This window comes from Caldimonas sp. KR1-144, from assembly GCF_049446155.1.
GTDB lineage: Bacteria > Pseudomonadota > Gammaproteobacteria > Burkholderiales > Burkholderiaceae_C > Rivibacter.
Genome location: NZ_JBMSEE010000002.1, coordinates 180,679 through 205,699, shown reverse-complemented (window position 1 = coordinate 205,699; position 25,021 = coordinate 180,679). Strand labels below are relative to the sequence as shown.

Annotated in this window: 29 protein-coding genes and 1 tRNA gene; 14 read left to right on the top strand and 16 right to left on the bottom strand. The window is 69.0% G+C overall.

Annotated features, from left to right (window positions below):
• Positions 1 to 33 precede the first annotated feature (33 nt).
• Positions 34 to 627 carry a lytic transglycosylase domain-containing protein gene (locus ACO2TI_RS04885; RefSeq protein ID WP_423283312.1) on the bottom strand — a complete coding sequence of 198 codons (594 nt, stop codon included), beginning with the start codon at positions 625 to 627 and terminating at the stop codon, positions 34 to 36.
• A 17-nt stretch (positions 628 to 644) separates the two neighbouring features.
• Positions 645 to 2,402, bottom strand: a complete 1,758-nt coding sequence (locus ACO2TI_RS04880) for a proline--tRNA ligase (RefSeq protein WP_423282358.1) — start codon at positions 2,400 to 2,402, stop codon at positions 645 to 647.
• Positions 2,403 to 2,574: 172 nt separating this feature from the next.
• On the opposite strand from ACO2TI_RS04880, the gene ACO2TI_RS04875 reads away from it, so the two are divergent.
• On the top strand, positions 2,575 to 3,186 hold the full coding sequence (locus ACO2TI_RS04875) for an RNA pyrophosphohydrolase (RefSeq protein ID WP_423282357.1): 612 nt from the start codon (positions 2,575 to 2,577) through the stop codon (positions 3,184 to 3,186).
• A 5-nt stretch (positions 3,187 to 3,191) separates the two neighbouring features.
• Here ACO2TI_RS04875 and ACO2TI_RS04870 read toward each other — a convergent pair whose 3' ends face one another.
• The 5 genes from ACO2TI_RS04870 to rplU form a co-directional block, all read right to left on the bottom strand.
• Positions 3,192 to 4,079, bottom strand: coding sequence for a DMT family transporter (locus ACO2TI_RS04870; RefSeq protein ID WP_423282356.1), 888 nt, complete (start codon positions 4,077 to 4,079; stop codon positions 3,192 to 3,194).
• The gene (proB, locus tag ACO2TI_RS04865) at positions 4,076 to 5,194 is read right to left on the bottom strand and encodes a glutamate 5-kinase (protein ID WP_423282355.1); all 1,119 of its coding nucleotides are present in this window, start codon (positions 5,192 to 5,194) and stop codon (positions 4,076 to 4,078) included. The genes ACO2TI_RS04870 and proB overlap by 4 nt, the downstream gene beginning before the upstream one ends.
• A 12-nt stretch (positions 5,195 to 5,206) precedes the next feature.
• Positions 5,207 to 6,313, bottom strand: a complete 1,107-nt coding sequence (cgtA, locus tag ACO2TI_RS04860) for an Obg family GTPase CgtA (RefSeq protein WP_423282354.1) — start codon at positions 6,311 to 6,313, stop codon at positions 5,207 to 5,209.
• A gap of 114 nt (positions 6,314 to 6,427) precedes the next feature.
• Positions 6,428 to 6,685 carry a 50S ribosomal protein L27 gene (rpmA, locus tag ACO2TI_RS04855; protein ID WP_423282353.1) on the bottom strand — a complete coding sequence of 86 codons (258 nt, stop codon included), beginning with the start codon at positions 6,683 to 6,685 and terminating at the stop codon, positions 6,428 to 6,430.
• A gap of 25 nt (positions 6,686 to 6,710) precedes the next feature.
• A complete protein-coding gene (rplU, locus tag ACO2TI_RS04850) occupies positions 6,711 to 7,022 on the bottom strand; it encodes a 50S ribosomal protein L21 (RefSeq protein ID WP_423282352.1) in 312 nt (103 codons plus the stop codon).
• Between the two features lie 259 nt (positions 7,023 to 7,281).
• Between rplU and ispB the strand changes: the two genes are divergently transcribed.
• The 9 genes from ispB to ACO2TI_RS04805 all read left to right on the top strand — a co-directional run bounded on the left by ispB (position 7,282) and on the right by ACO2TI_RS04805 (position 14,353).
• Positions 7,282 to 8,223 carry an octaprenyl diphosphate synthase gene (gene ispB, locus ACO2TI_RS04845; protein ID WP_423282350.1) on the top strand — a complete coding sequence of 314 codons (942 nt, stop codon included), beginning with the start codon at positions 7,282 to 7,284 and terminating at the stop codon, positions 8,221 to 8,223.
• 42 nt (positions 8,224 to 8,265) lie between these two features.
• Positions 8,266 to 8,342: transfer RNA gene (locus tag ACO2TI_RS04840), tRNA-Pro, on the top strand.
• A 148-nt stretch (positions 8,343 to 8,490) separates the two neighbouring features.
• Positions 8,491 to 10,212 carry a type IV-A pilus assembly ATPase PilB gene (gene pilB / locus ACO2TI_RS04835; protein WP_423282349.1) on the top strand — a complete coding sequence of 574 codons (1,722 nt, stop codon included), beginning with the start codon at positions 8,491 to 8,493 and terminating at the stop codon, positions 10,210 to 10,212.
• A 49-nt stretch (positions 10,213 to 10,261) separates the two neighbouring features.
• Positions 10,262 to 11,491 carry a type II secretion system F family protein gene (locus tag ACO2TI_RS04830; protein ID WP_423282347.1) on the top strand — a complete coding sequence of 410 codons (1,230 nt, stop codon included), beginning with the start codon at positions 10,262 to 10,264 and terminating at the stop codon, positions 11,489 to 11,491.
• Positions 11,492 to 11,512: 21 nt separating this feature from the next.
• Entirely contained in the window at positions 11,513 to 12,367 is an 855-nt protein-coding gene (locus ACO2TI_RS04825; protein ID WP_423282345.1) for a prepilin peptidase, read from the top strand.
• Positions 12,368 to 12,380: 13 nt separating this feature from the next.
• Positions 12,381 to 12,983 carry a dephospho-CoA kinase gene (gene coaE, locus ACO2TI_RS04820; protein WP_423282343.1) on the top strand — a complete coding sequence of 201 codons (603 nt, stop codon included), beginning with the start codon at positions 12,381 to 12,383 and terminating at the stop codon, positions 12,981 to 12,983.
• A 68-nt stretch (positions 12,984 to 13,051) separates the two neighbouring features.
• On the top strand, positions 13,052 to 13,807 hold the full coding sequence (gene zapD / locus ACO2TI_RS04815) for a cell division protein ZapD (RefSeq protein WP_423282342.1): 756 nt from the start codon (positions 13,052 to 13,054) through the stop codon (positions 13,805 to 13,807).
• The gene (locus tag ACO2TI_RS04810; RefSeq protein WP_423282340.1) at positions 13,804 to 14,016 is read left to right on the top strand and encodes a DNA gyrase inhibitor YacG; all 213 of its coding nucleotides are present in this window, start codon (positions 13,804 to 13,806) and stop codon (positions 14,014 to 14,016) included. The genes zapD and ACO2TI_RS04810 overlap by 4 nt, the downstream gene beginning before the upstream one ends.
• Positions 14,017 to 14,131: 115 nt before the next feature.
• Positions 14,132 to 14,353, top strand: a complete 222-nt coding sequence (locus ACO2TI_RS04805) for a hypothetical protein (protein WP_423282339.1) — start codon at positions 14,132 to 14,134, stop codon at positions 14,351 to 14,353.
• 19 nt (positions 14,354 to 14,372) lie between these two features.
• On the opposite strand, the gene ACO2TI_RS04800 is transcribed toward ACO2TI_RS04805, so the two are convergent.
• Genes ACO2TI_RS04800 through argB form a run of 7 tightly spaced genes read right to left on the bottom strand, consistent with a single transcriptional unit; the run spans position 14,373 to position 19,319 of the window.
• Complete coding sequence (locus tag ACO2TI_RS04800) at positions 14,373 to 14,807, bottom strand: NUDIX domain-containing protein (protein ID WP_423282338.1); 435 nt, start codon at positions 14,805 to 14,807, stop codon at positions 14,373 to 14,375.
• On the bottom strand, positions 14,804 to 15,679 hold the full coding sequence (locus ACO2TI_RS04795) for an ATP-binding protein (RefSeq protein WP_423282337.1): 876 nt from the start codon (positions 15,677 to 15,679) through the stop codon (positions 14,804 to 14,806). Before ACO2TI_RS04795 ends, ACO2TI_RS04800 begins: the two co-directional genes overlap by 4 nt.
• Positions 15,680 to 15,717: 38 nt before the next feature.
• Positions 15,718 to 16,374 (bottom strand): ligase-associated DNA damage response endonuclease PdeM, encoded by a 657-nt coding sequence (gene pdeM / locus ACO2TI_RS04790; protein ID WP_423282336.1) that lies wholly within the window; start codon positions 16,372 to 16,374, stop codon positions 15,718 to 15,720.
• Positions 16,375 to 16,386: 12 nt separating this feature from the next.
• The gene (slmA, locus tag ACO2TI_RS04785; RefSeq protein ID WP_423282335.1) at positions 16,387 to 17,040 is read right to left on the bottom strand and encodes a nucleoid occlusion factor SlmA; all 654 of its coding nucleotides are present in this window, start codon (positions 17,038 to 17,040) and stop codon (positions 16,387 to 16,389) included.
• On the bottom strand, positions 17,033 to 17,734 hold the full coding sequence (locus ACO2TI_RS04780; RefSeq protein WP_423282334.1) for a pyrimidine 5'-nucleotidase: 702 nt from the start codon (positions 17,732 to 17,734) through the stop codon (positions 17,033 to 17,035). The genes slmA and ACO2TI_RS04780 overlap by 8 nt, the downstream gene beginning before the upstream one ends.
• Positions 17,731 to 18,396 (bottom strand): diphthine--ammonia ligase, encoded by a 666-nt coding sequence (locus tag ACO2TI_RS04775; RefSeq protein WP_423283310.1) that lies wholly within the window; start codon positions 18,394 to 18,396, stop codon positions 17,731 to 17,733. The genes ACO2TI_RS04780 and ACO2TI_RS04775 overlap by 4 nt, the downstream gene beginning before the upstream one ends.
• 11 nt (positions 18,397 to 18,407) lie before the next feature.
• Complete coding sequence (argB, locus tag ACO2TI_RS04770) at positions 18,408 to 19,319, bottom strand: acetylglutamate kinase (protein WP_423282332.1); 912 nt, start codon at positions 19,317 to 19,319, stop codon at positions 18,408 to 18,410.
• Between the two features lie 96 nt (positions 19,320 to 19,415).
• On the opposite strand from argB, the gene ACO2TI_RS04765 reads away from it, so the two are divergent.
• Positions 19,416 to 19,703 carry a copper-binding protein gene (locus ACO2TI_RS04765; RefSeq protein WP_423282330.1) on the top strand — a complete coding sequence of 96 codons (288 nt, stop codon included), beginning with the start codon at positions 19,416 to 19,418 and terminating at the stop codon, positions 19,701 to 19,703.
• 207 nt (positions 19,704 to 19,910) lie between these two features.
• On the top strand, positions 19,911 to 20,204 hold the full coding sequence (locus ACO2TI_RS04760) for a GYD domain-containing protein (protein ID WP_423282329.1): 294 nt from the start codon (positions 19,911 to 19,913) through the stop codon (positions 20,202 to 20,204).
• Positions 20,205 to 20,220: 16 nt separating this feature from the next.
• Here ACO2TI_RS04760 and ACO2TI_RS04755 read toward each other — a convergent pair whose 3' ends face one another.
• Positions 20,221 to 20,649 (bottom strand): Cd(II)/Pb(II)-responsive transcriptional regulator, encoded by a 429-nt coding sequence (locus ACO2TI_RS04755; protein ID WP_423282328.1) that lies wholly within the window; start codon positions 20,647 to 20,649, stop codon positions 20,221 to 20,223.
• 118 nt (positions 20,650 to 20,767) lie between these two features.
• Here ACO2TI_RS04755 and ACO2TI_RS04750 point away from each other — a divergent pair, with 118 nt between their 5' ends.
• Together ACO2TI_RS04750 and dmeF are read left to right on the top strand one after the other, a co-directional pair.
• Positions 20,768 to 21,427: a cation transporter gene (locus tag ACO2TI_RS04750; RefSeq protein WP_423282326.1), complete on the top strand. Its 660-nt coding sequence runs from the start codon at positions 20,768 to 20,770 to the stop codon at positions 21,425 to 21,427.
• A 44-nt stretch (positions 21,428 to 21,471) separates the two neighbouring features.
• Positions 21,472 to 22,461 carry a CDF family Co(II)/Ni(II) efflux transporter DmeF gene (dmeF, locus tag ACO2TI_RS04745; protein WP_423282325.1) on the top strand — a complete coding sequence of 330 codons (990 nt, stop codon included), beginning with the start codon at positions 21,472 to 21,474 and terminating at the stop codon, positions 22,459 to 22,461.
• Here the strand turns inward: dmeF and ACO2TI_RS04740 are convergent, their stop codons facing one another.
• Positions 22,462 to 25,014 (bottom strand): ATP-binding protein, encoded by a 2,553-nt coding sequence (locus tag ACO2TI_RS04740; protein ID WP_423282324.1) that lies wholly within the window; start codon positions 25,012 to 25,014, stop codon positions 22,462 to 22,464.
• Positions 25,015 to 25,021: the final 7 nt, after the last annotated feature.

Here is a 25,021-nt window from a genome sequence, read left to right as displayed (position 1 = left end):
GGATGCGACCGGAACAGATGGCCGGCGAAGGCCTCAGCCCCAGCGCCGCTGTGCGGCGAACACCGCGTTTGGATACTCGGACCGCCCGCGGCTGCCGTTGTAGCGACCGAGCGCGAGGAAGAGGTCGCCGCGCTCGGTGTCGAGGTAGTGGCGCAGGATCACGCAGCCGAAGCGCAGGTTGGTCTGCGTGTGGAACAGCCGCGCGGCATTGCCGTCGCCGATCAGCCGCGCCCAGAACGGCATCACCTGCATGTAACCGCGCGCGCCGACCGACGAGATCGCGAACTTTCGAAACGCGCTCTCGACCTCGATCAGACCGAGCACGAGTGAAGGATCGAGCCCCGCGCGCTTGCTCTCATACCACAGCGTCTGGAGGAACTCGCGCCGGCTGTCGAAGTCCTTGTTGCGCCGCGCGAGCCGCTCGCTCGCGGCGCCGAGCCAGCGCAGGTAGCCGATGCGCTGCTCGGTGGTCTGGAACTGCGGGCGCGGCGGCGCGGCATTGGCCACCGCCTTGCTGAGCGCCGTGCGCACCGCGTCGGCCAGCGGCTCCTCGACCTGCGCGCCGGCCCAGGCCCGCGACGGCCAGCCGCCGGCCGCCAGCAGGGCTGTTGCGCCGGCGACGCCCAGTGCCTGGCGGCGCGCTCTCAGCACTTCACGCGAGCAGCGACGAAGGCCGCGACGTCGGCGCGCGGCACCGCGGTCGGCTCGGCGTCACGCCGACCCTGGACCTCGGTCTGGCCTTCCTTGAGGCCGCGGTCGGAGATCACCACGCGATGCGGCACGCCGATCAGCTCCCAATCGGCGAACATCGCGCCGGGGCGCTCGCCGCGGTCGTCGAGCAGGACGTCGATGCCCTTGGCGGCCAGTTCGTCGTGCAGCGCATCGGCGCTGGCCTTGACCTCGGCGCTGCGGTCGTAGCCGATCGGACAGATCACCACGGTGAACGGCGCGATCGCGTCCGGCCAGACGATGCCGCGCGCATCGTGGTTCTGCTCGATCGCGGCGCCCAGGATGCGCGTCACGCCAATGCCGTAGCAGCCCATCTCCATCAACTGCGGCTTGCCGGTCTCGTCCAGGTAAGTGGCGTTCATCGCCTTCGAGTACTTGGTGCCGAGGTAGAACACGTGACCGACCTCGATGCCGCGCTGGATCGCGAGCGTGCCCTGGCCGTCCGGCGAGGGGTCGCCGGCGACGACGTTGCGGATGTCGGCCACCAGGTCGGGCTCGGGAAGATCGCGGCCCCAGTTGACGCCGGTGAAGTGGAAGTCGGCATCGTTGGCGCCGCAGACGAAGTCGCTCATCGCGGCGACGGTGCGGTCGGCCACCACCTTGACCGGCTGCCCATGGACCATCTTCATGCCGATCGGGCCCAGGTAGCCCGGCTTGCAGCCGAAGTGGCTCTCGATCTCGGCCACCGTGGCGAATCGAAAGCCCGCCTTGAGGCCTTCGAGCTTGCCGGCCTTGACCTCGTTGAGATCGTGATCGCCGCGCACGAGCAGCAGCCAGACGGTGGTCTTGACGATGTCGCCGGCCTCGTTCTTCTCGTCGGTGGCGAGCACCAGCGACTTCACGGTGCGCGCGAGCGGCAAGCCCAACAGGGCCGCGACGTCCTCGCAGGTGCTCTTGCCGGGCGTCGGCGTCTTGGCCAGCGGCTCGGTCGGCGCGGCGCGTTCGGCGATCAGCGACACGGCCTCGGCCAGCTCGATGTTGGCGGCGTACTCGCTGCCGGTGCTGTAGACGATCGCGTCCTCGCCGGTGTCGGCGATGACCTGGAACTCGTGCGAAAGGTCGCCGCCGATCGCGCCGGTGTCGGCCGCGACCGCGCGGTACTGCAGACCGAAGCGGTCGAAGATGCGCTTGTAGGCCTCGACCATCGCCCGGTAGCTGCGGGTGGCGCCGTCCTTGTCACGGTCGAAGGAGTAGGCGTCCTTCATCGTGAACTCGCGCCCGCGCATCACGCCGAAGCGCGGCCGGCGCTCGTCGCGGAACTTGGTCTGGATGTGATAGAAGTTTTTCGGCAGCTGCTTGTAGCTGCGCAGTTCCTGGCGCGCGATGTCGGTGACGACCTCCTCGCTGGTCGGCTGGATGATGAAGTCGCGCTCGTGGCGGTCTTTCACGCGTAGCAGCTCGGGGCCCATCTTGTCGAAGCGGCCGGTCTCCTGCCACAGCTCGGCCGGCTGCACGATCGGCATCAGAAGCTCGACCGCGCCGGCGCGGTTCATCTCCTCGCGGATGATGGCTTCGACCTTGCGGATCACGCGCAGGCCCATCGGCATGTAGTTGTAGATGCCAGCGCCCAGGCGCTTGATCATGCCGGCGCGCATCATCAGCTGGTGGCTGACGACCTCGGCGTCGGCGGGTGCTTCCTTGAGCGTGGAGACGAAGAACTGGGAGGCTTTCATCGCGGCAGCGAACGGTGTGATCGTCGGCTGCGGGCCCGGATGCGGCCTGGCCCTCCCGGGCGGTGAGCCCAGGCATGGCTCATTCAGGGGACGACCCTGAGGTTTGCGCGGGGTTGCGCAGCGAGGGCCCGCTGCAAATAATGAATTCAGTTAAAGAATTCGAGGTTTCATTATGCTCGACCGTGAGGGCTTCCGGCCCAACGTCGGCATCATCCTGCTCAACCAGCGGAACCAGGTGTTCTGGGGCAAACGCATCCGGACGCACTCGTGGCAGTTCCCGCAGGGCGGCATCAAGCACGGTGAGTCGCCGGAGCAGGCGATGTTTCGCGAGCTTCACGAGGAGGTGGGGCTCTTTCCCGAGCACGTGCGCATCCTCGCGCGCACGCGCGACTGGCTGCGCTACGAGGTCCCCGACCACTACATCCGGCGCGACGCGCGCGGCCACTACAAGGGCCAGAAGCAGATCTGGTTCCTGCTGCAGCTGGTCGGCCGCGACTGCGACATGAATCTTCGCGCGACCGACCATCCCGAGTTCGACGCCTGGCGCTGGAACGATTACTGGGTGCCGCTTGACGTGGTGATCGAGTTCAAGCGCGACGTCTACCAGATGGCACTCAGTGAACTCGCGCGCTTCCTGCCGCGCGGCAGCCACCACAACCGCTACCTGCGCGCCGGCATGCGGCCGCACCGCCGAGAGGCCGACGAGCGCCACGTCAGCGGACCTGCCACGCTGCCGCCGCCCGACGACGACTGCGCGGGCGCGCCGGCCGAACAGCAGGTCTGAATCGCTCAGCCCGCGCGGCGGTTGACCAGCGTGATGCCCAGCACCACGCCGACCAGCGCCAGCACGAGCCGCCAGGTCACCGGCTCGCCGAGCAGCGCCGCAGCGAACAGCAGGCCCGAGATCGGCGTCAGGAACACGAAGGACTGCACACGTGTGGCCGGATAGCGCGTCAGCAGCCAGAACCACAGCAGGTAACTGGCAAAGGTGACGATCACCGCCTGGTAGAACACCGAGCCGATCGACAACCATCCCCAGGCCGGCGGCCATTGCTCGCCGGCCCACCACGCCGCCAGCGGCGCCAGGATGGCCGGCACGAACAGCTGGTAGGCGAGCGTGAGTTCCGACGGCGCGCGGCGCAGCACCGTCATGCGGATCGTCACCGTCGTCAGGCCCCAGAGGATGGCTGCGACGACAGCGAGCGCATCGCCCAGCAGCGTGCCGCCATGCGCCGAGAAGCCCTCGGCAAAGGCGAACGCCACGGCCGCGAACGCGATCAGCAGACCGCCCACCTGCAGCGGCCGCAAGCGCTCGGCCGGCACGAAGGCACCCAGCACCGCCGCGACGATCAGCGGCGAGGTGTTGATGAAGACCGTCGAGCGCGCGGCCGTGGTGTAGCTCAGGCCGATGAAGATGCAGGCGAACTCGACCGCGAACAACGTGCCGGCCAAAAGGCCCGGCCCGAGCGTGCCGTCGCTCGGCGAAAAGCGCACGCCGCGGTAGCGCATCCAGCCCAGCAGCAACAGGGCCGCGATGCCGCTGCGCAGCGAGAGCTGCACCAGCGGCGGCACCTCGGGCAGCGCCGCCTTGATCGCCACCTGATTCAGCCCCCACAGCAGGCAGCACAGCAGCAACCCGGCGACCGCGGTCGCGTCGAGGCGGTCCCGGGAAGTCACGCCAGGACCAGGTTGTCGCGATGGATCAGCTCGGGCTCGTTGGCATAACCCAGCAGCCCTTCGATCTGCGACGAAGGCTTGCGCGCGATGAGCCGCGCCTCGCTGGCGGCGTAGTTGGCCAGACCGCGCGCGATCTCGGCGCCGCGAGCGTCACGCACGGCGATGACATCGCCGCGCACGAACTCGCCCTGCACCTCGATCACGCCGATCGGCAGCAGGCTCTTGCCCTCATCACGCAGCTTCTTGACCGCGCCGTCGTCGACGGTGACCGCGCCGCGCAGCTGGAGGTGATCGGCCATCCACTGCTTGCGCGCGGCGAGCTTGGCGGTCGTGGCGATCAGCAAGGTGCCGATGCGCTCGCCGCCGGCCAGGCGCAGCAGCACGTCGGACTCGCGGCCCCAGGCGATGACGGTGCTGGCACCGCTGCCGGCCGCACGTTTGGCGGCCAGCACCTTGGTGATCATGCCGCCCTTGCCGATGTTCGAGCCGGCGCCGCCGGCCATGCGCTCGAGCTCGGGCGTGCCGGCGGTCGCTTCGTCGATGAAGCGCGCCTGCGGGTCCTTGCGAGGATCGGCCGAGTACAGGCCAGGTTGGTCGGTCAGGATGACGAGCAGGTCGGCCTCGATCAGGTTGGCGACCAGCGCGCCGAGAGTGTCGTTGTCGCCGACCTTGATCTCGTCGTTGACGACCGTGTCGTTCTCGTTGATCACCGGGATCACGTTGAGCGACAGCAGGGTCAGCAGCGTCGAGCGGGCGTTCAGGTAGCGCTCGCGATCGGCCAGGTCGGCATGCGTGAGCAGCACCTGAGCGCTAGCCAACCCCTGGGCGCGCAGCTGCGTCTCGTACATCTGCGCCAGGCCCATCTGGCCGACCGCCGCGGCGGCCTGCAACTCATGGAGCTCCTTGGGACGCGTGCGCCAGCCCAGGCGCTTCATGCCCTCGGCGATCGCGCCGCTGGAGACCATCACGACTTCGCGGCCGTCGCGCGCCAGCGCGGCGAGCTGACGGCACCAATTGCCGATCGCGTCGGCATCGACGCCGCGGCCCTCGTTGGTGACCAGGCTGGAGCCGACCTTGACGACGATGCGGCGGGCGCCGCGCAGCAGCTCGTTCATGGATGAGTCGGATCAGCGAAAGCGTGGATCGTCAGCGGCAGCGCCTTCGCCCGGCGAGGCGGGGCCCGACGGCTCTTCGTCGAAGCGCACGTCGCGCTCGACCACGTGTTCCTGCAAGGACGCGACGTGCTGCCAGATCGCCTGCACGAGGTGCTCGCAGCCCTCGCGCGTGAGCGCCGAGATCTCGAACACCGGGCCCTTCCAGCGATAGCGTTTGACGAACTCCTTGACGCGCGCGGCGCGCTCGTCCTCGGGAACCATGTCGAGCTTGTTGAGCACCAGCCAGCGCGGCTTGTCGTGCAGCGCCGGGTCGTACTTCTTCAGCTCGGCCACGATGGCCTTGGCCTGCGCGACCGGGTCCACGTCGTCGAACGGCGCGAGGTCGACCACATGCAGCAGCAAGCGCGTGCGCTGCAGGTGGCGCAGGAATTGGTGACCGAGGCCGGCGCCTTCAGCTGCGCCTTCGATCAGGCCGGGGATGTCCGCAACGACGAAGCTCTGGCCCACACCGACGCGCACGACGCCGAGGTTGGGATGCAGCGTCGTGAACGGGTAGTCGGCGATCTTCGGTCGGGCATTCGAGATCGCCGCGATCAGCGTCGATTTGCCGGCGTTGGGCATGCCCAGCAGGCCGACGTCGGCCAGCACGCGCAACTCGAGCCGGAGCTTTCTCTGCTCGCCGGGCCAACCGGGCGTCTTTTGCCGCGGCGCCCGGTTGGTGCTGGACTTGAAGTGCAGGTTGCCGAAGCCCCCGTCGCCGCCCTTGGCCAGCAGGAACTTCTCGCCCGGCACCAGCAGCTCAGTGATCACGGCGCCGGTCTCGGCGTCGGAGACGATGGTGCCGACCGGCATGCGCAGCACGATGTCGTCGGCGGCCGCGCCGTACTGGTCGGAGCCGCGCCCGTGCTCGCCGTTGCGGGCCTCATAGCGGCGCGCAAAGCGGAAGTCGACCAGGGTATTGAGATTGCGGTCGGCAACCGCCCAGACGCTGCCGCCGCGCCCGCCATCGCCGCCGTCCGGGCCGCCGAACGGGATGAACTTCTCGCGGCGGAAGCTCGCGCAGCCGTTGCCCCCGTTGCCGGCGACCACATCGATCAGCGCTTCGTCGACGAACTTCATGGCGGTGTGGATGTTATCGAAGCGCCTCGCCTGGCCCGCAGACCAGCGAAGCATCGCTGGAAATGAAAAAGCCCCGGCACGCCGGGGCTTCGTGCAGCCGAGGCGAATCCCGCCTCAGACCGGCGTGACGATCACGGTGCGCTGGTTGCGCGGGCCCTTGACGTCGAACGAAACGGTACCGTCGACCAGCGCGAAGAGCGTGTGGTCCTTGCCGGTGCCGACGTTGGTGCCGGCGTGAAACTGCGTGCCACGCTGGCGCACGATGATCGAGCCAGCCGGAATGGTCTGGCCGCCGAACACCTTGACGCCGAGCATCTTCGGCTGGGAATCACGGCCGTTCCGGGTAGAACCGCCGCCCTTTTTCTGTGCCATGGATCAGCTCCTAACTGGTTGCGGCTCAGCCGTTCACCGCGCTGATCTGCAGCTCGGTGAAGTTCTGGCGATGGCCCTGGTGCTTCTGGTAGTGCTTGCGACGGCGCAGCTTGAAGATGCGCACCTTGTCGTGCCTGCCGTGGGCCACAACCGTGGCCTTGACGCTGGCGCCCGCAACCAAGGGAGTGCCGACCTTGAGCTCAGCGCCGCTGCCGACGGCGAGCACCTGGTCGATCACGATCTCTTGGCCAACGTCCGCAGCAATCTGTTCTACTTTGATCTTTTCGCCGGCAGCAACCTTGTATTGCTTGCCACCGGTTTTTATGACCGCGTACATATCAGCCCTTTCTATCGAACGATCGGCAGCGCGCGAGCGCGCTGCCCCAGCTTCGCCCGCAGCTACGAAACGGCCTGCAAACGGCCGAGCCGCCGCGCCAGAGCGAAGCTTGGAAGTATAGCTGATCCAGCGGCCCAGGAGCGCCGCGCCCGGCTGCTTCCTATAATCCCCGGATTCGCGCCTTTGCGCCCCTGCCCGATCCCATCACGTGTCCGCCGCGCCGCAAGCAGTCACTCCGGCCATCTCGCCCCTTGAACTGATGGCGCCGGAGATGGCGCAGGTCGATGCCGTGATCGCGCGGCGACTGTCATCCGACGTCGCGCTGATCAACCAGATCTCCCACTACATCGTCAGCGCCGGCGGCAAGCGCATCCGCCCGCTGCTGGTGCTGCTGTTCTCGAACGCGCTGGGCTTTCGCGGACCGGAACGCCACGAACTCGCCGCGGTGGTCGAGTTCATTCACACCGCAACACTGCTCCACGACGACGTGGTCGATGAATCCGAGCTGCGCCGCGGACGACCGACCGCGAACGCCCGGTTCGGCAACGCCGCCAGCGTGCTGGTGGGCGACTTCCTCTATTCCCGCGCCTTCCAGATGATGGTGTCCGTGAATCGGATGCGCGTGCTGGAGGTCCTGGCCGATGCGACCAACGTCATCGCCGAGGGCGAAGTGCTCCAGCTGATGAACATGCACGACCCAGACATCTCGGTCGAGGACTACCTGCGTGTCATCCGCTTCAAGACCGCCAAGCTCTTCGAGGCCAGCGCGCGGCTCGGCGCCGTCATCGCAGGTGCCGACCGCTCGACCGAGGAAGCCTGCGCCGATTACGGACGCGCCCTCGGTACGGCGTTCCAGCTCGTCGACGACCTGCTCGACTACGAGGGCCAGACCGAAGAACTCGGCAAGAACGTCGGCGACGACCTGCGCGAAGGCAAGCCGACGCTGCCGTTGCTGGTGGCCATGGAGCGCGGTACGCCCGAGCAGCGCGCGCTTGTGCGCCACGCCATCGAGCACGGTGAGATCGAGCGGCTTGATGAAATCGTCCAGGTGGTGCGCAGCACCGGAGCGCTGCAGGCGACGCGTGACGCAGCGCAGGCCGAGGTCGAACGAGCCGAACGATGCATCGCCGGCTTGCCAGAGTCGGAGTACCGCTCGGCTCTGATATACTTATGTGCTCTTTCGCTGCAGCGCTCGCACTGAGTCGCCGTCAGCAGTGAAAGCGAGCAGCCTTGCGGCTGCCATCGGGGTGTAGCTTAGCCTGGTAGAGCGCTACGTTCGGGACGTAGAGGCCGGAGGTTCGAATCCTCTCACCCCGACCATCGACTTTCGATGGCCGGTAACCCAACCGTTCAAGCCCTGGCCGCTCCTGTAGGCTGCTGGTGACGGGGCCAACCGCTCTCGTTTACAGCGCAGGGTGAATCGGCGATCATCTCCGCGATGTTCCCGCCCATTCTTGCTGCAGCGTAAGTGGATACCCTTGCCGACGCACCGCAAAGCTCGCTCTCGGGCGTGGCCCGCGTCTTGGTCCACGCCGGAAAGCTGAGCACCAAGACGGCGGAAGACCTTGTCCGCAGCGCCAAGGAACAGCGCAAGAGCTTCATTTCGGCCGTGCTCGCCGCCGGAGCAGTACGCCCGACGGAACTGGCGCACACCTTGTCCAGCGTGCTGGCGCTACCGCTGCTCGACCTCTCAGCCGTCGATGCGCAGAAGCTGCCGCGCAATGTCATCGACAACAAGCTTGCGTCGCAGTACCAGGTCTTGGTCTTGGGCAAGCGCGGCAACCGCATCTTCATCGGCGGCGCCGACCCCACGGACCAGGAAGCGGTCGAGCGCATCAAGTTCGCCACGCAGCTGACACCCGAGTGGGTCATCGTCGAGCATGACAAGCTGGTCAAGCTGCTCGACGCCTCGACCGCCGGCGCCGGCGAGACGCTCGAGGCGATCGCCGGCGGCGACTTCGAGTTCGACATCACCGAGGAAGATGCCAGCGGCGCAGCCGAGTCTCAGGATGTCAGCCAGGAGGTCGAGGACGCACCGGTCGTACGCTTCCTGCAGAAGATGCTGATCGACGCGATCAACGCGCGCGCTTCGGATCTGCATTTCGAGCCTTACGAGTACAACTACCGCGTTCGTTTTCGCGTCGACGGAGAACTGCGCGAAATCACCCAGCCGCCGATTGCCATCAAGGACAAGCTGGCGTCGCGCATCAAAGTGATCAGTCGGCTCGACATCGCGGAAAAGCGCGTGCCGCAAGACGGCCGCATGAAGCTGAAGTTCGGCAGCAAGGCGATCGACTTCCGCGTCTCGACCCTCCCGACGCTGTTCGGCGAGAAGATCGTGATCCGTATCCTCGATCCGTCGAGTGCGAAGCTCGGCATCGAGGCGCTTGGCTACGAGAAGGAAGAAAAGGAGCGCCTGCTCAATGCCGTCAAGCGGCCCTACGGCATGGTGCTGGTGACGGGTCCCACCGGTTCGGGCAAGACGGTGTCGCTCTACACCTGCCTGAACATCCTGAACCAGCCCGGCGTCAACATCTCGACGGTCGAAGATCCGGCGGAAATCAACCTGCCCGGCATCAACCAGGTCAACGTGAACGACAAGGCGGGGATGAACTTCGCCGTCGCGCTCAAGGCCTTCTTGCGCCAGGATCCCGATGTCATCATGGTCGGTGAGATCCGTGATCTCGAAACGGCCGACATCGCGATCAAGGCGGCGCAGACCGGCCACCTGGTGATGTCCACGCTGCACACCAACGATGCGCCGACGACGCTCACGCGCCTGATGAACATGGGCGTGGCGCCTTTTAACATCGCTTCGAGCGTGATCCTCATCACGGCGCAGCGGCTGGCCCGGCGGCTGTGCGAGGTCTGCAAGGCGCCCGCCGACTATCCTCGCGAAGCGTTAGTGCGCGCCGGCTTCAAGGACAAGGACATCGACGGCAGCTGGAAACCCTATCGCGCCGTCGGCTGCTCCGCATGCAGCAACGGCTACAAGGGCCGCGTCGGCATTTACCAAGTGATGCCGATCAGCGAGGAGATCCAGCGCATCATCCTGTCCGAGGGCACCGCGCTCGACATCGCCAAGCAGGCGCGCGCCGAAGGCGTGCGAGACCTGCGCGAGTCGGGGCTGGTGAAAGTGAAGCTGGGCGTCACTACGCTGGAAGAGGTGATCTCGGTCACGAACGAGTGACCGCGGTCCCGGCACGCGAAGACGACACAACGGGAGCGTCGGACAGATCATGGCCACGGCAGCAGCAGCGGCAGCCTCGAAGGCGGGCAAGGAGATCGTCTTCGAGTGGGAAGGCAAGGACCGTAACGGCAAGATCGTGCGTGGCGAAATGCGCGCCGGCGGCGAAGCCATGGTCAGCGCCAGCCTGCGTCGTCAGGGCATCCTGGTCCAGAAGGTGAAGAAGCGCCGCATGAGCGGCGGCCGGTCCATCAAGCAAAAGGACATCGCAATCTTCACGCGCCAGTTGGCGACGATGATGCGCGCCGGCGTGCCGCTGCTGCAAAGCTTCGACATCGTCGCGCGCGGCAGCACCAACCCGCGCGTCACCAAGCTGCTGACCGACATCCGCTCGGACGTCGAGACTGGCACCAGTCTCTCGGCGGCGTTTCGCAAGCACCCGCTGTACTTCGACGCGCTGTATTGCAATCTGGTCGAAGCCGGGGAGGCCGCGGGCATTCTGGAAACGCTGCTGGACCGTCTGGCGCTCTACCAGGAGAAGACCCTCGAGCTGAAGGCCAAGATCAAGTCGGCGCTGATCTATCCGATTGCCGTACTCGTGGTCGCCTTCGTGGTCGTCGCGGTGATCATGATCTTTGTGATCCCCGCCTTCAAGGAGGTCTTCACATCCTTCGGCGCCGACTTGCCGGCGCCGACGCTGTTCGTGATGGCCGTCTCGGACATCTTCGTCAGCTACTGGTGGCTGATCTTCGGTTCGATCGGCTTCTTCCTGTACTTCTTCTTCCAGACCTGGAAGCGCTCCGAGAACATGCAGCGCACGATGGACCGCCTGATGCTCCGGCTGCCGATCTTCGGAGACCTGCTGAACAAGTCGGCCGTGGCTCGCTGGACTCGCACGCTGTCGACGATGTTCGCGGCCGGCGTGCCCCTGGTCGAGGCGCTCGATTCGGTTGGCGGCGCGTCGGGCAATGCGGTCTACAAGGACGCGACCGAACAGATCCAGAAGGACGTCTCGACCGGCACCGCGCTCACGACGGCAATGCAGTCCAGCGGCGTGTTCCCGGTGATGGTGCTGCAGATGGCGGCGATCGGCGAGGAGTCGGGTGCGCTCGACCAGATGCTCGGCAAGGCCGCCGAGTTCTACGAGAACGAGGTCGACGAGGCGGTCAAGGGCCTGTCGAGCCTGATCGAGCCGCTGATCATCGTCGTGCTCGGCACGCTCATCGGCGGCATTGTTGTGTCGATGTACCTGCCGATCTTCAAGCTCGGCGCCGTCGTCTGATCACCAGCGTTTCGCCTGCGAATGAGTCCTGACGCCCTGGGCGCCTTGCTGTCGCCCGTCGGCCTGGGCCTGATCGGCCTGTGCATCGGAAGCTTCCTGAACGTCGTCATCCACCGGCTGCCGCTGATGATGGAGCGCGCCTGGAAGCTCGAAGGCGCCGAGATCCTCGGCCTTGACGCGCCCGATGCGGGCGCGCCACTTTCCTTGCTGAAGCCGGCCTCACGCTGCCCTCACTGCGGCCACCGCATCCGCTGGCACGAAAACATCCCCGTGCTCGGCTGGCTGCGCCTTGGCGGCAAATGTTCGGCCTGCAAGACGCGGATCTCCGCGCGCTACCCGCTCGTCGAACTGGTCACCGGCTTGCTATTCGCCGGGCTGGCCTGGCGCTTCGGCGGCCAGCCGGCAGCGCTGGCGTGGGCCCTGTTCGTGGCCTTCCTGATCGCGCTGTCGGGCATCGACTGGGACACCACCTTGCTGCCCGACAGCCTGACCCAGCCGCTGCTCTGGGCCGGCCTGATCGCCGCGGCCATGGGCTGGACCATTCCGCTGACGAGCGCGCTGTGGGGCGCCGTCGCCGGCTACCTGGCCTTGTGGTCGGTCTACTGGCTGTTCAAGCTCGCCACGGGCAAGGAAGGCATGGGCGCTGGCGACTTCAAGCTTCTGGCCGCGCTCGGTGCCTGGCTCGGCTGGCCGATGCTGCTGCCGATCGTGCTCGGCGCGTCCTTGATCGGCGCGGTGGTCGGCATCGCGATGAAGCTGTCGGGCGCCTTGCGCGAGGGCCGCTTCGTGCCGTTCGGCCCGTTCCTCGCGGGGTCCGGCCTGGTGGTGCTGTTCGCCGGCTCCAATCGCGTGCTCGACTGGCTCGGCTGGGCCTGAGGATCGGCCTTCGATGCGGCTGACGCGCATCGGCCTCACGGGAGGCATCGGCAGCGGCAAGAGCACCGTGGCGGCGCGCTGGCAGGCGCTCGGCGCACACGTCGTCGACACCGATGCGATTGCCCGCGCCTTGACGGCCCCGCACGGCGCGGCGATCGACGCGCTGCGGCACGAGTTCGGCGCCGAGGCCATCGGCGCCGATGGCGCACTCGATCGCGAACGGATGCGCCAGTTGGCCTTCACCGATCGCAGCGCGCGCCGGCGTCTCGAGGCCGTGCTGCACCCCCTGATCGGCATCGAGGCCCAGGCGCAAGCCCGGCAGACCGGCCCCGGTCAGCCGGTGCTGTTCGACGTGCCGCTGCTGGTCGAATCGCAGCACTGGCGCGCGCGCGTGCAGCGCGTGCTGCTTGTCGACTGTCCGCAAGCGCTGCAGATCGAGCGCGTGGTACGCCGCTCGGGTTGGCTGCCCGAAGCCGTGCAGCGCGTCATCGAGCAGCAAGCGCCGCGCGAGCGACGACGCGCCGCCGCCGATGCCGTCATCGACAACAGCCACGACGACCTCGCGCGCTTGCATGCCGACGTGGACCGCCTCTGGGCGCTCTGGTGCAGCGGCTGAAGCCTCCACGTCCTGAGCGTATGGAACAATGACCGCACCGCGTGCATCCGCGGGCGTGAGGCGCTGTCTTGATCCTGTACGAATACCCGTTCAACGAGAGCATCCGCACGATGCTGCGTCTCGAGCATCTGTTCGATCGCCTCGCGGTCCTGGTGCTGCGCGAAAGCCCGATCGACCACCACTACGCGCTGGCGACGATCTTCGAGGTCATGGATGTCGCCTCGCGCGCCGATCTCAAGAGCGATCTGCTCAAGGAGCTCGAGCGGCACAAGGCGCAGTTCGCGCACTATCGCGGCAACCCGGCCATCTCCGAGGCCGCCCTGGACGACGTGATCGGCCGCATCGACGTCGCCTTCCACGCGCTCAACGCGCTGCCGGGCAAGGCCGGCCAGGCGCTGACGACGAACGAGTGGCTGATGGGCATTCGCAGCCGCATCAGCATTCCCGGCGGCACATGCGAGTTCGACCTGCCCGGCTACTACGCCTGGCAGCACGAGGACGTCGCGCAGCGCCAGGCCGATCTCCAGCGCTGGATCTCGACGCTGACACCGCTGGCCGACGCGCTGACGCTGCTGCTCGCGCTGCTGCGCGAATCTGGCCATCCGCACATGGTCGTGGCCAGCGGCGGCCAGTACCAGCAAAGCTTGCCGGCCGGACGCAGCTTCCACTTGCTGCGCGTGCGCCTGCCGGCCGAACAGCGCCTGGTGCCGGAGATCAGCGGCCATCGCCTGATGGTGTCGATCCGCCTGATGCGCGCCGACGCCGAAGGCCGTCTCAGGCCCGCCACGGAGGACGCCAGCCTCGAGCTGACGCTGTGCTCGTGAGCGCTCCCTCGCCTTCGCGGCGCCAGGTGCCGTGCCCGGCCTGCGGACAACCCGCGCTGTTCGCGCCCGAGAATCCGTTCCGACCGTTCTGCAGCGAGCGCTGCCGGCAGCACGACCTGGGCGCATGGGCCAGCGAGAACTACCGTGTCGGCAGCCGCGAAGCCGACGACGTCGGCGGCGCCGAGCAGCTCCCGCCCGCCGAGCACTGAGCAGCCCCAAGGGCCAGGCCCCTTCAGCAAGGGATGGCCCTTGCTTCGCTGCGCGACGACACTTCGGCCTCAGCAGTGGCGCGGTGATCATTGCCGCGCCGGAGGGAAGTCGGAGATGGCGCAGAAGAACGTGGTGAAGCAAGACGATGCATGGCCGTGGTCGGCCAGCGTCTCGCCGCAGGCGCCCTTGGCACGCAGCGATGCCGGCACCGCCGGCGTCCGCGAAAGCTGGTTCGACTCCTCCTGGGAACTGCGGCGGGGCCTTCAGGTCGAGGAACTCGACGAGCTGCCCTCGGCGTTCGGCGGCCTGGGCGAAGACGGCGGTCTCGCGCGCTGAGCCTCGCTGCGGGCGCGCATCACTCCCTGTGCGTCGGCCCCTCGTGGCCGCGTTCCTCGGCCAGCCAGCGCAGCACGGGCAGCGTTCCGGGCAACACCGGCCGTTCCTGAACCGGCAGTTGCTGCCAACTCATCGACTGGCCCTCGCGCATCTCGAACTCGCCGCTCCAGCGGCGCACCTTGCAGAAGTGCAGCCGCACGCGCGCATGCGGGTAATCGACGATCTCCACCTGCCAGGGCTGCGCATCGCCGATCGTGATGCCGAGCTCCTCGTGCAGCTCGCGGCGCAAGGCCCGCTCGACTGTCTCGCCGGGCTCCAGCTTGCCGCCAGGGAACTCCCAATAGCCTTCGTAGACCTTGCCGACCGGCCGCGAGGTGAGCAGGAAACGATCGTCTCCGTCGATCAGCACGCCGACCGCCACGTCGACCGGTGTGCGTTCGCCGCCTGCGCTCATGCCGCGTCCGTCCTGCCCGCGCGGTCGCGGGCGAACTGGTAGGCCACGCGGCCCGAGCGCGAGCCGCGCTCCAGCGCCCAGACCAGCGCCTCGGGTTCGGCCTTGGCGATGGCCGCGTCGTCGAGCCCGAAGTGGCGCAGCCACTGCGCGACGATGGCAAGGTACTCGCGCTGGCTGAACGGGTAGAAGCTGATCCACAGGCCGAAGCGCTCGGACAGCGAGATCTTCTCCTCGATCACCTCGCCGGGATGCACCTCGCCGTCATCGGTATGCGTGACGCTCAGGTTGTCGCGCATGTACTCGGGCAGCAGGTGGCGGCGGTTCGAGGTCGCGACGATCAGCACGTTGTCGCCGGTCGAGGCGACCGAGCCGTCGAGCACCGACTTCAGCTCCTTGTAGCCGCGCTCGCCCTCGTCGAAGCTGAGGTCGTCGCAATACACGATGAAGCGCTCCGGCCGCGAGGCGACAAGCGCGACGATGTCGGGCAGGTCCACGAGATCGGCCTTGTCGACTTCGATCAGGCGCAGACCGCGCGCCGCGAAGGCGTTCAGGCAGGCACGCACCAGCGACGACTTGCCGGTGCCGCGCGCGCCGGTCAGCAGCACGTTGTTTGCCGGACGGCCGGCGACGAACTGCTCGAGGTTGCGCGCTAGGCGTTCCTTCTGCGCGTCGATCTCCTTCAAGTCGGCCAGCGTGATCGCCGCAAGCCGCCCGACCGGCTCGATCACCGCCGCGCCGGCCGAGCGCTTGCGGTAGCGAAACGCCACCGCGGCGGACCAGTCGGGCGCCTGCGGCGGATGGGGCAACCAGCCGTCGAGGCGGGCCAGCAGCGCGTCGGCGCGCGCGAGGAGATCGTCGAGGGTCGCAGGCATCGCGCGCAGTGTAGCGACGCGTCGATGCCGTCGACGGCTCAGCGCAGCTCGATCACGCGCTCGCCCTCGACCACCGCGAACAGCCGCCGCTGCGGCTCGCGCCGAACCGCGTGCATGCCGGTGAAGGCGCCGAAGGCCGGCAGCACGCCGACCCGTTCGTCGAAACGAAAGCACGGCAGCCGGACGCGGTCGATGCCATTGCCGATCGAGACGCACGGATGCTCATGGCCCGCGAGCACATAGCCGTTCAGACGGTCACGCGGGTGGTGACACAGCGCCAGCGCGCCCAGCGCAAAAGGCTCGTCGACCGTCTCGATGCCAAGACCGGCGGGCGGATCGCCGGCACGCTCGTCGTGATTGCCGCGCACCAGCGTCAGATCGACGGCCCGGTGGCGGGCGCGCCATTCGGACAGCGCCTGCAGCGTGGCTGGCGCGTGCGCATGCGCGGAGTGAAGGAAATCGCCAAGGAAGACGACGCGGCGCGCACGTTTGTCTTCGATCAGCGCCGACAGCGCGCACAAGGTCTCGCTCGTCGTGCCGTGCGGCACCGGCACGCCCAGCGTGCGGAAGCTGCGCGCCTTGCCGACGTGAACGTCGGCGACGAACAGCGTCTCGTGCGCCGGCAGCCAGGCCGCCTTGTGCGGCAGCAGCGCGAGCCGCTCGCCGGCGACCTCGATCACGAGTTCGCCGCGCATCGTGAATCGCCCTCAGGCCGTCAGCTGGCGCAGCGCGGCGTCGAGATGCTCGGTCGGGCTGCGCTTGAAGCCCGAGCGCGCGTAGCGCTGCAGGCGGCCGATCGCAAAGCTCACCAGCACCGAGGCCTGGGCGTTCGCGTCGACGGTGGGCGTCGACGAGCCGGCGGCGTCGGCGGCGGCTCGCAGCGACTGGCGGAACTGCGATTCGAGCCGGTCGAAGAACTGGCTCATGCGGGCGTTGAGGCGCTCGTGCTCGAACACCAGCGCGTCGCCCACCATCACCCGCACCATGCCCGGGTTCTTCTCGCCGAACTGCAGCAGCACGGCCAGCATGCGCGCGGCGGCGTCGCGGCCGTCGCCCTCGCGCTCGGCGATCTGATTGACCAGCGTGAAGACGCTGGACTCGATGAAATCGATCAGGCCCTCGAACATCTGGGCCTTGCTGGCGAAGTGGCGATACAGCGCGGCTTCGCTGACGTCGAGCTTGGCGGCCAGCGCCGCGGTGGTGATGCGCTCGGCGCCCGGCTGCTCGAGCATCGAGGCCAGGGTCTGCAGGATCTGGATGCGCCGCTCGCCCGGCTTCGGGCGCTTGCGCCCCGCGGGGCCGTCGGCTTCAGCCGGCGTGTCGGTGGGCGCTTGTGGCGCGGAAACAGGCAGGTCAGACATGCAGTCGCACGGCTCGTAACGATTGAAGCGAAGAGATTCTTGCACACACATATGCCGGCCTGCGGTGCAAGCGCGCGCCTACTTCCGGTCCGTGTGCATTGCTTCGCAGATAGCGTTGCATCCACACCGTCGCGAGCCCGACGGCGCGCGCCGCCCGTTGATGGCCGAGCGTGTCCTCGACCAGCACGGTGCGCGCCGGCGGCAGCTTGAGCCGCGCCAGGATCATGCGCAGCATGCGGGCGTCGGGCTTGGGCCGCAGGGCGCCGAACATGCGCATGTCCTCGATGCTGATCACCGCCTCGAAGCAGCCGGCCAGGCCCAGGGCGCCCAGCACGCGGCGAGCATAAGCGGCCGGCGCATTGGTCAGCACGAACTTGCGCCCCGGGAGTTGTCCCAATGCGACGCGGTCGCGAACGTTGCCGCGCAGGCGCTCCTCCAGCCCCGGCAGCCGATGCGTGTGCTCCAAAAAGTGGGCGGCGCGGATGCCGTGGTGGCGCTCCAAACCCAGCAGCGTGGCGCCGTAGCGCCGCCAGTAGTGGAAGCGCAGGCGGTCGGCCTCGTGCGGCTCGACGGCGAGTTCGCGCGCGATGTAGTCGTTCATCGCCAGGTCGAGCATGCCGAACGCGGCGTGCGAGGCGTCGTGCAGCGTGTTGTCGAGATCGAACAGCCAGGCCCGCCGGCTTGCGGGCTTCATCGCAGCTCGGCGACGAAGAAGTGTCCGGGCGCCGGCGCGGCGGGACGCAGCTCGTGCACCGCCCGGACCTCGTGTTCGACAGCCCGTGCAAGACGCGGGCCGTCGAACACAAAGGTGTGGAATTCGCCGTTCTCGCCGCAGGCATCGACCGCCGCGGGCAGGTCGGCGATGAAGGCGGCGTCGAACTCGCGGCCGCAGAAGTGCGCGTCAAGGAAGCGCGCGTCGACGCAGACGACACGGGCGCGATAGCCGAGCGCAAGCAACTCGTCGACCAGCGTGCGGCGATCGCCGTGCCACAGCGGCAGCAATGCGGTCATGCCGGCCGCCGCGCAAACCTTCTCCTCCCAGTCGCGATGCGGCTGCAAGTCGATGTCGCCGAACACGCCATGCGTGATGCCCTGCGCGGCGAAGGCGCGCAGCTGCTCGGTGAACACCGCCTCGTAGTCGGCCCAGCCGGCGCGGCGCATCACGAGCGGCAGCCCCAGCGCTTGCGCCTGCGCCTGCATCAGCGCCGGCGAAATCGCGTGCGAGCGCGAACGCTCGCCCGATTCGTCGAACATCGCCAGCAGCGCCTCGACGCGCACGCCCGCATCGAGCGCGCGGTGCAGGGCAAGCATCGAATCCTTACCGCCGCTCCAGGAGAAGAAGGCGCGCGGGCCCATCGATACAGACGTCAATGGGAGCGGATCATCGTGCCGTAGGCCTGGTCGCTCAGGATCTCCAGCAGCATCGCGTGCGGGACGCGGCCGTCGATGATGTGGACCGCGTTGACACCGCTCTTGGCCGCGTCCAGCGCGCCGCTGATCTTGGGCAGCATGCCGCCGGAGATCGTGCCGTCGGCGAACAGCTCGTCGATCTCGCGCGCCGACAGGTTGGTCAGCAGCTGGCCCGACTTGTCGAGCACGCCCGGCGTGTTGGTCAAGAGGATCAGCTTCTCGGCCTTGAGCACCTCGGCGAGCTTGCTCGCGACGAGGTCGGCATTGATGTTGTAGCTCTCGTTGCGCTCGCCGAAGCCGATCGGGCTGATGACCGGAATGAACTGGTCGTCCTGCAGCGCCTTCACGACCGCGGGATCGATCGCCGTGATCTCGCCGACCTGGCCGACGTCGTGCTCGATCTTGGGGTCGCTCTTGTCGAGCATCTTCAGCTTGCGCGCGCGGATCAGCCCGCCGTCGCGGCCCGTCAGACCCACGGCCTTGCCGCCGGCGGCGTTGATCAGCCCGACGATGTCTTGCTGCACCTCGCCGCCGAGCACCCACTCGACGACTTCCATGGTTTCCTCATCGGTCACGCGCATGCCCTGGATGAAGGTGCCCTTCTTGCCCAGGCGCTGCAGCGCCTCGTCGATCTGCGGGCCGCCGCCGTGCACGACGATCGGGTTCATGCCGACCAGCTTGAGCAGCACGATGTCCTCGGCGAAATCGGCCTGCAGCGCCGGATCCGTCATCGCGTTGCCGCCGTACTTGATCACCAGCGTCTTGCCGTGGAACCGGCGGATGTACGGCAGCGCCTGGGCCAGGATCTCGGCCTTGTCGCGCGGCTGGACATGCGACAGGTCGTGCGAAGCGTCGGGCGGGGTGGTCATGGCAAGTCTCGGCGGCGATCAGGTTGCGGCTCATTGTAGGGAGACCACTAGACTCTCCGGTGACGCGGCGCCGCGCCGCGCTTCCCGGGAGACCCGATGACCCGCATTGCACGCAAGCTCGCCGCGCTGGCCGCGCTCGCGGCCGCCACGATCGCCGCCCATGCCCAGACCACCGACGGCGAGGTCCGCAAGATCGACAAGGCGCAGGCCAAGATCACGCTCAAGCACGGCGAGATCAAGAACCTGGAGATGCCCGCGATGACGATGGTCTACCGCGTCAAGGACCCGGCCGTGCTCGAGACGCTGCAGGTCGGCGACAAGGTCAAGTTCCACGCCGAGAAGGTCGGCGGCCAGTACACCGTCACCGAGATCCGCAAGCCCTGATCCACTCGCCGGCACTGGCTTCGCCCCGCCGGACCGTCGAAGGCTGGCAATTGCCGCCGGGCGGGCTAATGTGGACTATTGGGGTCGTCATGACGCCGTCGCCGAGCTGACTGGGCCGCGGCCGCGGCGCCGTCTGCCGCGGCAACGTGCAAGGGCCCATGCCGCCGCGGCGACGACGCCGCCACAAGGCCCGGCATGGAGACGGCGATGGCGATCTATTACGCCCTGTGCAACTTCACCGACCAGGGCATTCGCAACATCAAGGAAACGACCCACCGGGCCGAGGCGGTGGAGGCCGCGGCCCGCAAGGCCGGCGTCACGGTGCGCAGCATCCACTGGACCCTGGGCACCTATGACGTCGTGTGCCAGTTCGAAGCGCCCGACGACAGCGCGATCACCGCGTTCGGCCTGTCGATCGGCCAGCAGGGCAACGTACGCACCCAGACCCTGCGCGCCTTCACGCGCGACGAGATGAACGAGATCCTGAAGCGCGTGCCTTGACCGAGCCGCCGCGAGGTCAGCCGGTGTGCACGCCACGCACGCCGGCCGGCGCCTCGGCCTGCGACAGCGCCAGCACGATCGCGCAGCGCTCTTCGGCCTTCGCGCTGGCGCAGGCGCCCAGCAGCCCCGCGAGCTGCACCTCGAGTCGTCGCAGGCCGTCGAGGCGCTCACGCACATGTGCCAGGTGACGCTCGACGACCTGGTCGACGGCGCCGCAGTCCGGCTTGGGCGCGTCGATGAAGGCCAGCAGCTCGCGCACCTCGTCCAGGCTCATGTCGAGCGCGCGGCAGTTGCGGATGAAGCGCAGCCGCTGCGCGGCGGCCTCGCCGTAGCGGCGGTAGCCGTTGGCTTCGCGCGCCGCGGCCGGCAACAGGCCGGCCTTCTCGTAGAAGCGCACGGTCTCGACATCCATGGCGGCCGCCGTGGCCAGTTCGCCGATGCGCATCGCTGCGTGTCCCTCGAAGAAGCTGCGGCACGCGGCCGCGATACCGGCACTGTAGGCGTGGTCGCTTGACCCTGGAGCGACTCCAGGGCTTGTAATCGCGGCCATGTCGAACCCGGCTATGTCGAAGGCCCCCCATTGCCACCATACCGGCTGCTGCGCGCCGACCGGTCCCGCGCGCTCGGCGGCCTACCGCCGCGTGCTGCTGGCGGCGCTGGCGATCAATGCGCTGATGTTCTTCGTCGAGATCGCCGCCGGCTGGCGCGCCGCTTCGGCATCGCTGCTGGCCGACGCGCTCGATTTCGCCGGCGACGCCGCCAACTACGGCCTCTCGCTGGCGGTGCTGTCCGCCGCCGCGGCCTGGCGCGCCCGCGCAGCGCTCGTCAAGGCCGCGTCGATGGCGGCCTTCGGCGTCGCCGTGCTGGCGCGCACGGCCTGGCTCGCGTGGAGCGCAACGCTGCCCGAGGCCGCCACGATGGGCGCGGTCGGCAGCCTGGCCCTGCTGGCCAACCTCGCGGTCGCGGCGATGCTCTATGCCTGGCGCGAGGGCGATGCCAATATGCGCTCGGTGTGGCTGTGCACGCGCAACGACGCGCTCGGCAACCTCGCGGTCGTGCTGGCCGCGCTGGGCGTGTTCGGCAGCGGCCGCGCATGGCCCGACCTCGCCGTCGCCGCGATCATGGCCGCGCTCGCCGTCTCGGCGGCCACCGCGGTCGCACGCCAGGCGCGCGCGGAGTTGCGGGTGGGCGCCTCCACCAATGGGCGCATCATCGCGCCCTGACCCGCGATTCCATTCCTGTCCGTTCCCGTTCGCTTCTTTCGTCCATGCACACCCACGACCTCAGCCCCTGGCAGCACCCGCACGACTTCGCCCCCGACCGCCGCGCGAGCGAGCGCCGCACGTGGCTCGTCGTCGCGATCACCGGCGCGATGATGGTCGTCGAGATCGCCGCCGGCTGGTGGTGGAACTCGATGGCGCTGCTGGCCGACGGCTGGCACATGGGCACGCATGCGGTGGCGATCGGCGTGGCCGGCGCGAGCTACTGGCTGGTGCGGCGCTGGCGCGCCGATGCGCGCTTCTCGCTCGGACCGTGGAAGGTCGAGGTGCTGGGCGCCTACAGCAGCGCGCTGCTGCTCGGCGTGGTGGCGATCAGCGTGACGGTCGAGTCCATTGCGCGCCTGTTCCGGCCGGCGGCCATCTCCTACGACGAATCGCTAGTGGTCGCCGTGGTCGGCCTGGCGGTCAACCTGGCCTGTGCCCGGCTGCTGCACCAGGGTGACCACGACCAGGGTCGCGATCATGGCCACGCCCACAGCCACCGTCACGACCATGATCACGAGAGCGATCACGACCATCACCACGGGCACGCCCACAGCCACGCCGACCTGAACCTCAAGGCCGCCTACCTGCACGTGCTGGCGGACGCCGCGACCTCGGTACTGGCGATCGGCGCCCTCGTGGCGGGCAAGTGGTTCGGCTGGGTCGCGCTCGATCCGCTGGTGGGCCTGTTGGGCGCGGCGCTGATCGCCGTCTGGGCGCGCGGCCTGCTGGCCGAGAGCGCGACCATCCTGCTCGATCGCGAGATGGACCACCCGCTGGCCTCAGAGGTGCGCGCGCGACTCGAAGGCGATGGCGACGCCCAGGTCTGCGACCTGCATCTCACGCGCGTCGGCGGCGAGCGCTTCGCGGTGCACGCGACCGTGGTGGCCGACCGGCCTGCCAGCGCCGACGCCTACCGCGAACGCTTGCGCGGCCTCGACGGCGTCGCGCACGCCAGCATCGAGGTCAACCGCTGCCCGCACGCGGCGGACTGATCACAGCTTCAGCAGCAGCGCGGCGCCTTCGTCGTCGAGGCCGGCACCGGCGTCCATCAGGCGACGCAGCTCGGCGGCGTCGAACGCCTCGACCAGCCGCTCGTGCAGGCGGTCGTAATCGGCCTGCCAGTCCTTGGCGCGACGCGCGTTTTCATCGTGGCGACGCACCATCGCGTCGGACCAGCCGTGCAGGCGCGCCGCGTCCTCGAGCCGCCCTTCGAGCGCCGGCAGCAGTGCGATCGCGTCGGCCATCCACCACAGGGTGCCGTCGGCCAGCATCAGCGGCACCGCCAGGCGCATGGCCTCGCGCGCGCGCACCGCGTCGCCGCGCTCGACGAGCAGCACCGCGAAGAAGCTCACCAGCATCGCGCTCGCGCGCAGCTGGCCGTTCGCGCGCACCAGTTCCACGGCCTCGGCCATCACCTCGATCGCCGCGTCGATGTGGCCCAGGTCGCGCTCGACCAGGGCGAGCGACCACCGGGCCATCCAGAGGTTGCGCGGCACGCCGGCCGCTTGGGCGATGGCCAGCTCGGTCTGCCACAGGCGGCGCACCTGCTCCAGCTCGCCGCGCGCGCGCAGTTCGCCCATCTCGGTCCAGCGGCGGTAGCGGCGGGTCAGCATGTGCCAGTCGTCGCGCTCGAGCGCCGCCATCTCGTCGATCAGCGGCTGTCGACCGTCGATGCCCAGGCGCCGCATCAGCACCGTGAGCGTGTAGAGCGCATAGCACAGGCGCCACGCGTCGTCGGTCTGGCGCAGCGCCTCAACGGCCAGGCGCGCCGCCGCGAGCGACTCGCTTTGCTCGTAGGTCGCGCCGGCGGTGCCCAGCGCCGCGACGGCGTAGTGGAACAGCCCGCGCTGCCAGGCGCTGCGGGTCTCGTCGACCCAGGGCCGCACGCGCTCCAGCCAGTCGCGTGCCTCGCGCTTGATGCCTGCGCCCAGTGCGAACACCGCGCTGCAGCCGGCCAGCTCGATGGCGAGGTCCGCGTCGCCGTCGGGGCCGGTGGCAAAGCGCATCGCGGCGCGCAGGTTCTCCAGCTCGGGCAGCGCGCGCAGCGTGAACTGCGCCGTCGGCTGGGCGTAGATCGCGTCGTCGACCTCGCGCATCGTCGCGTGCATCCACCGCAGGTGCGCGCGGCGCAGCGCCGTCTCCTCGCCCGACTCGCGCAGGTGCTCGAGCGCGTAGCTGCGCGCGCTGTCGAGCAGGCGGGCGCGCCGCTGGTCGCCGTGATCCACCAGCTGCAGCAGCGACTTGTCGACCAGCGCCCCCAGCGCGTCGAGCACGGCCCAGGGGTTGAGGTCCTCGCCCGACACCACGGCCTGCGCGGCTTCGAGCGGGAAGCCGCCGGCAAACACCGAGAGCCGGCGAAACACGGTCTGTTCCTCGGGCGACAGCAGGCCGTGGCTCCACTCGATCGCCGCCAGCAGCGTGCGCTGGCGCGGCGGCGCGCTGCGCGCGTTCTGGCTCAACAGCGTCAGGCGCTCGCCGAGCCGATCGAGCACGCCGGCCACGCCCAGCAGCGGCACGCGCGCCGCAGCGAGCTCGATCGCCAGCGGCACGCCGTCGAGCGCGCGGCAGATCTCGACCGCCGCGGCGCGGTTCTCTTCGTCGAGCCGAAAGCCCGGCTTGGCCGCCGCCACGCGCGCGACGAACAAGGCCACCGCGCCGAAGCGCTCGGGCGCGTCGTCCGAGCCCGCCGGGGGCAGCGCCAGCGGCTCCAGCGCGTAGACCTGCTCGTCGGGCAGGTGCAGCCGCTCCTGGCTGGTGGCCAGCACCTGCAGGCGCGGTGCCTGCGGCAGCAGCGCGGCCAGCAGTGCGGCCACCGGCTCGACCAGGTGCTCGCAGTTGTCGAGCACCAGCAGCAGCGACAGCGGGCGCAGCGCGCGGGCCAGCGCGTCGACGCTGCGCGCCGCGTCGGGGTTCAGGTCGAGCGCGCGCACGATCGCGCCGGGCAGCTCATCGGCATCGGTCAGCGCGTCGAGCTCGACCAGCCAGACGCCGTCGGGTGAGCGCTCGCGCAGCTGGTGCGCCACCGCGAGTGCGAGCCGCGTCTTGCCGATGCCGCCGGTGCCGGTGACGCTGACCAGCCGCTGCGCGTCGAGCAGCCTGCACAGCGCGGCGATGTCGGCGACGCGGCCGTGCAGCGGCGCCAGCGCGGGCGGAATGTTGCCGGGCGTGGCAGCGGCCGCCGGGCGCGGCGGCACCGCCGGCGCCGGGGCGTCGGAGGGCAGCACTTCGCCGAGGAAGCGGTAGCCGCGCCGCGACGCGGTCTCGATGTAGCGCGGATGGCGGGCGTCGTCGCCGAGCGCCGCGCGCAGCTGGCTGACCACGGTCTTGAGCACCGACTCGCTGACGAAGCGCCGGCCCCAGACGGCGTCGAGCAGCTCTTCCTTGGTGACCAGGCGGCCGGGCCGCTGCGCCAGGAAGCACAGCAGCTCGAAGGCCTTGGGCGCCAGCTCGACCGCCCGGCCCTCGCGCAGCAGCGTGGCATTGCCGGGGTCGAGCACGAAGGGGCCGAAGGCGAGCGCGGCAGCGGTGAGAGCGGGTTGCGACATGCCGTTC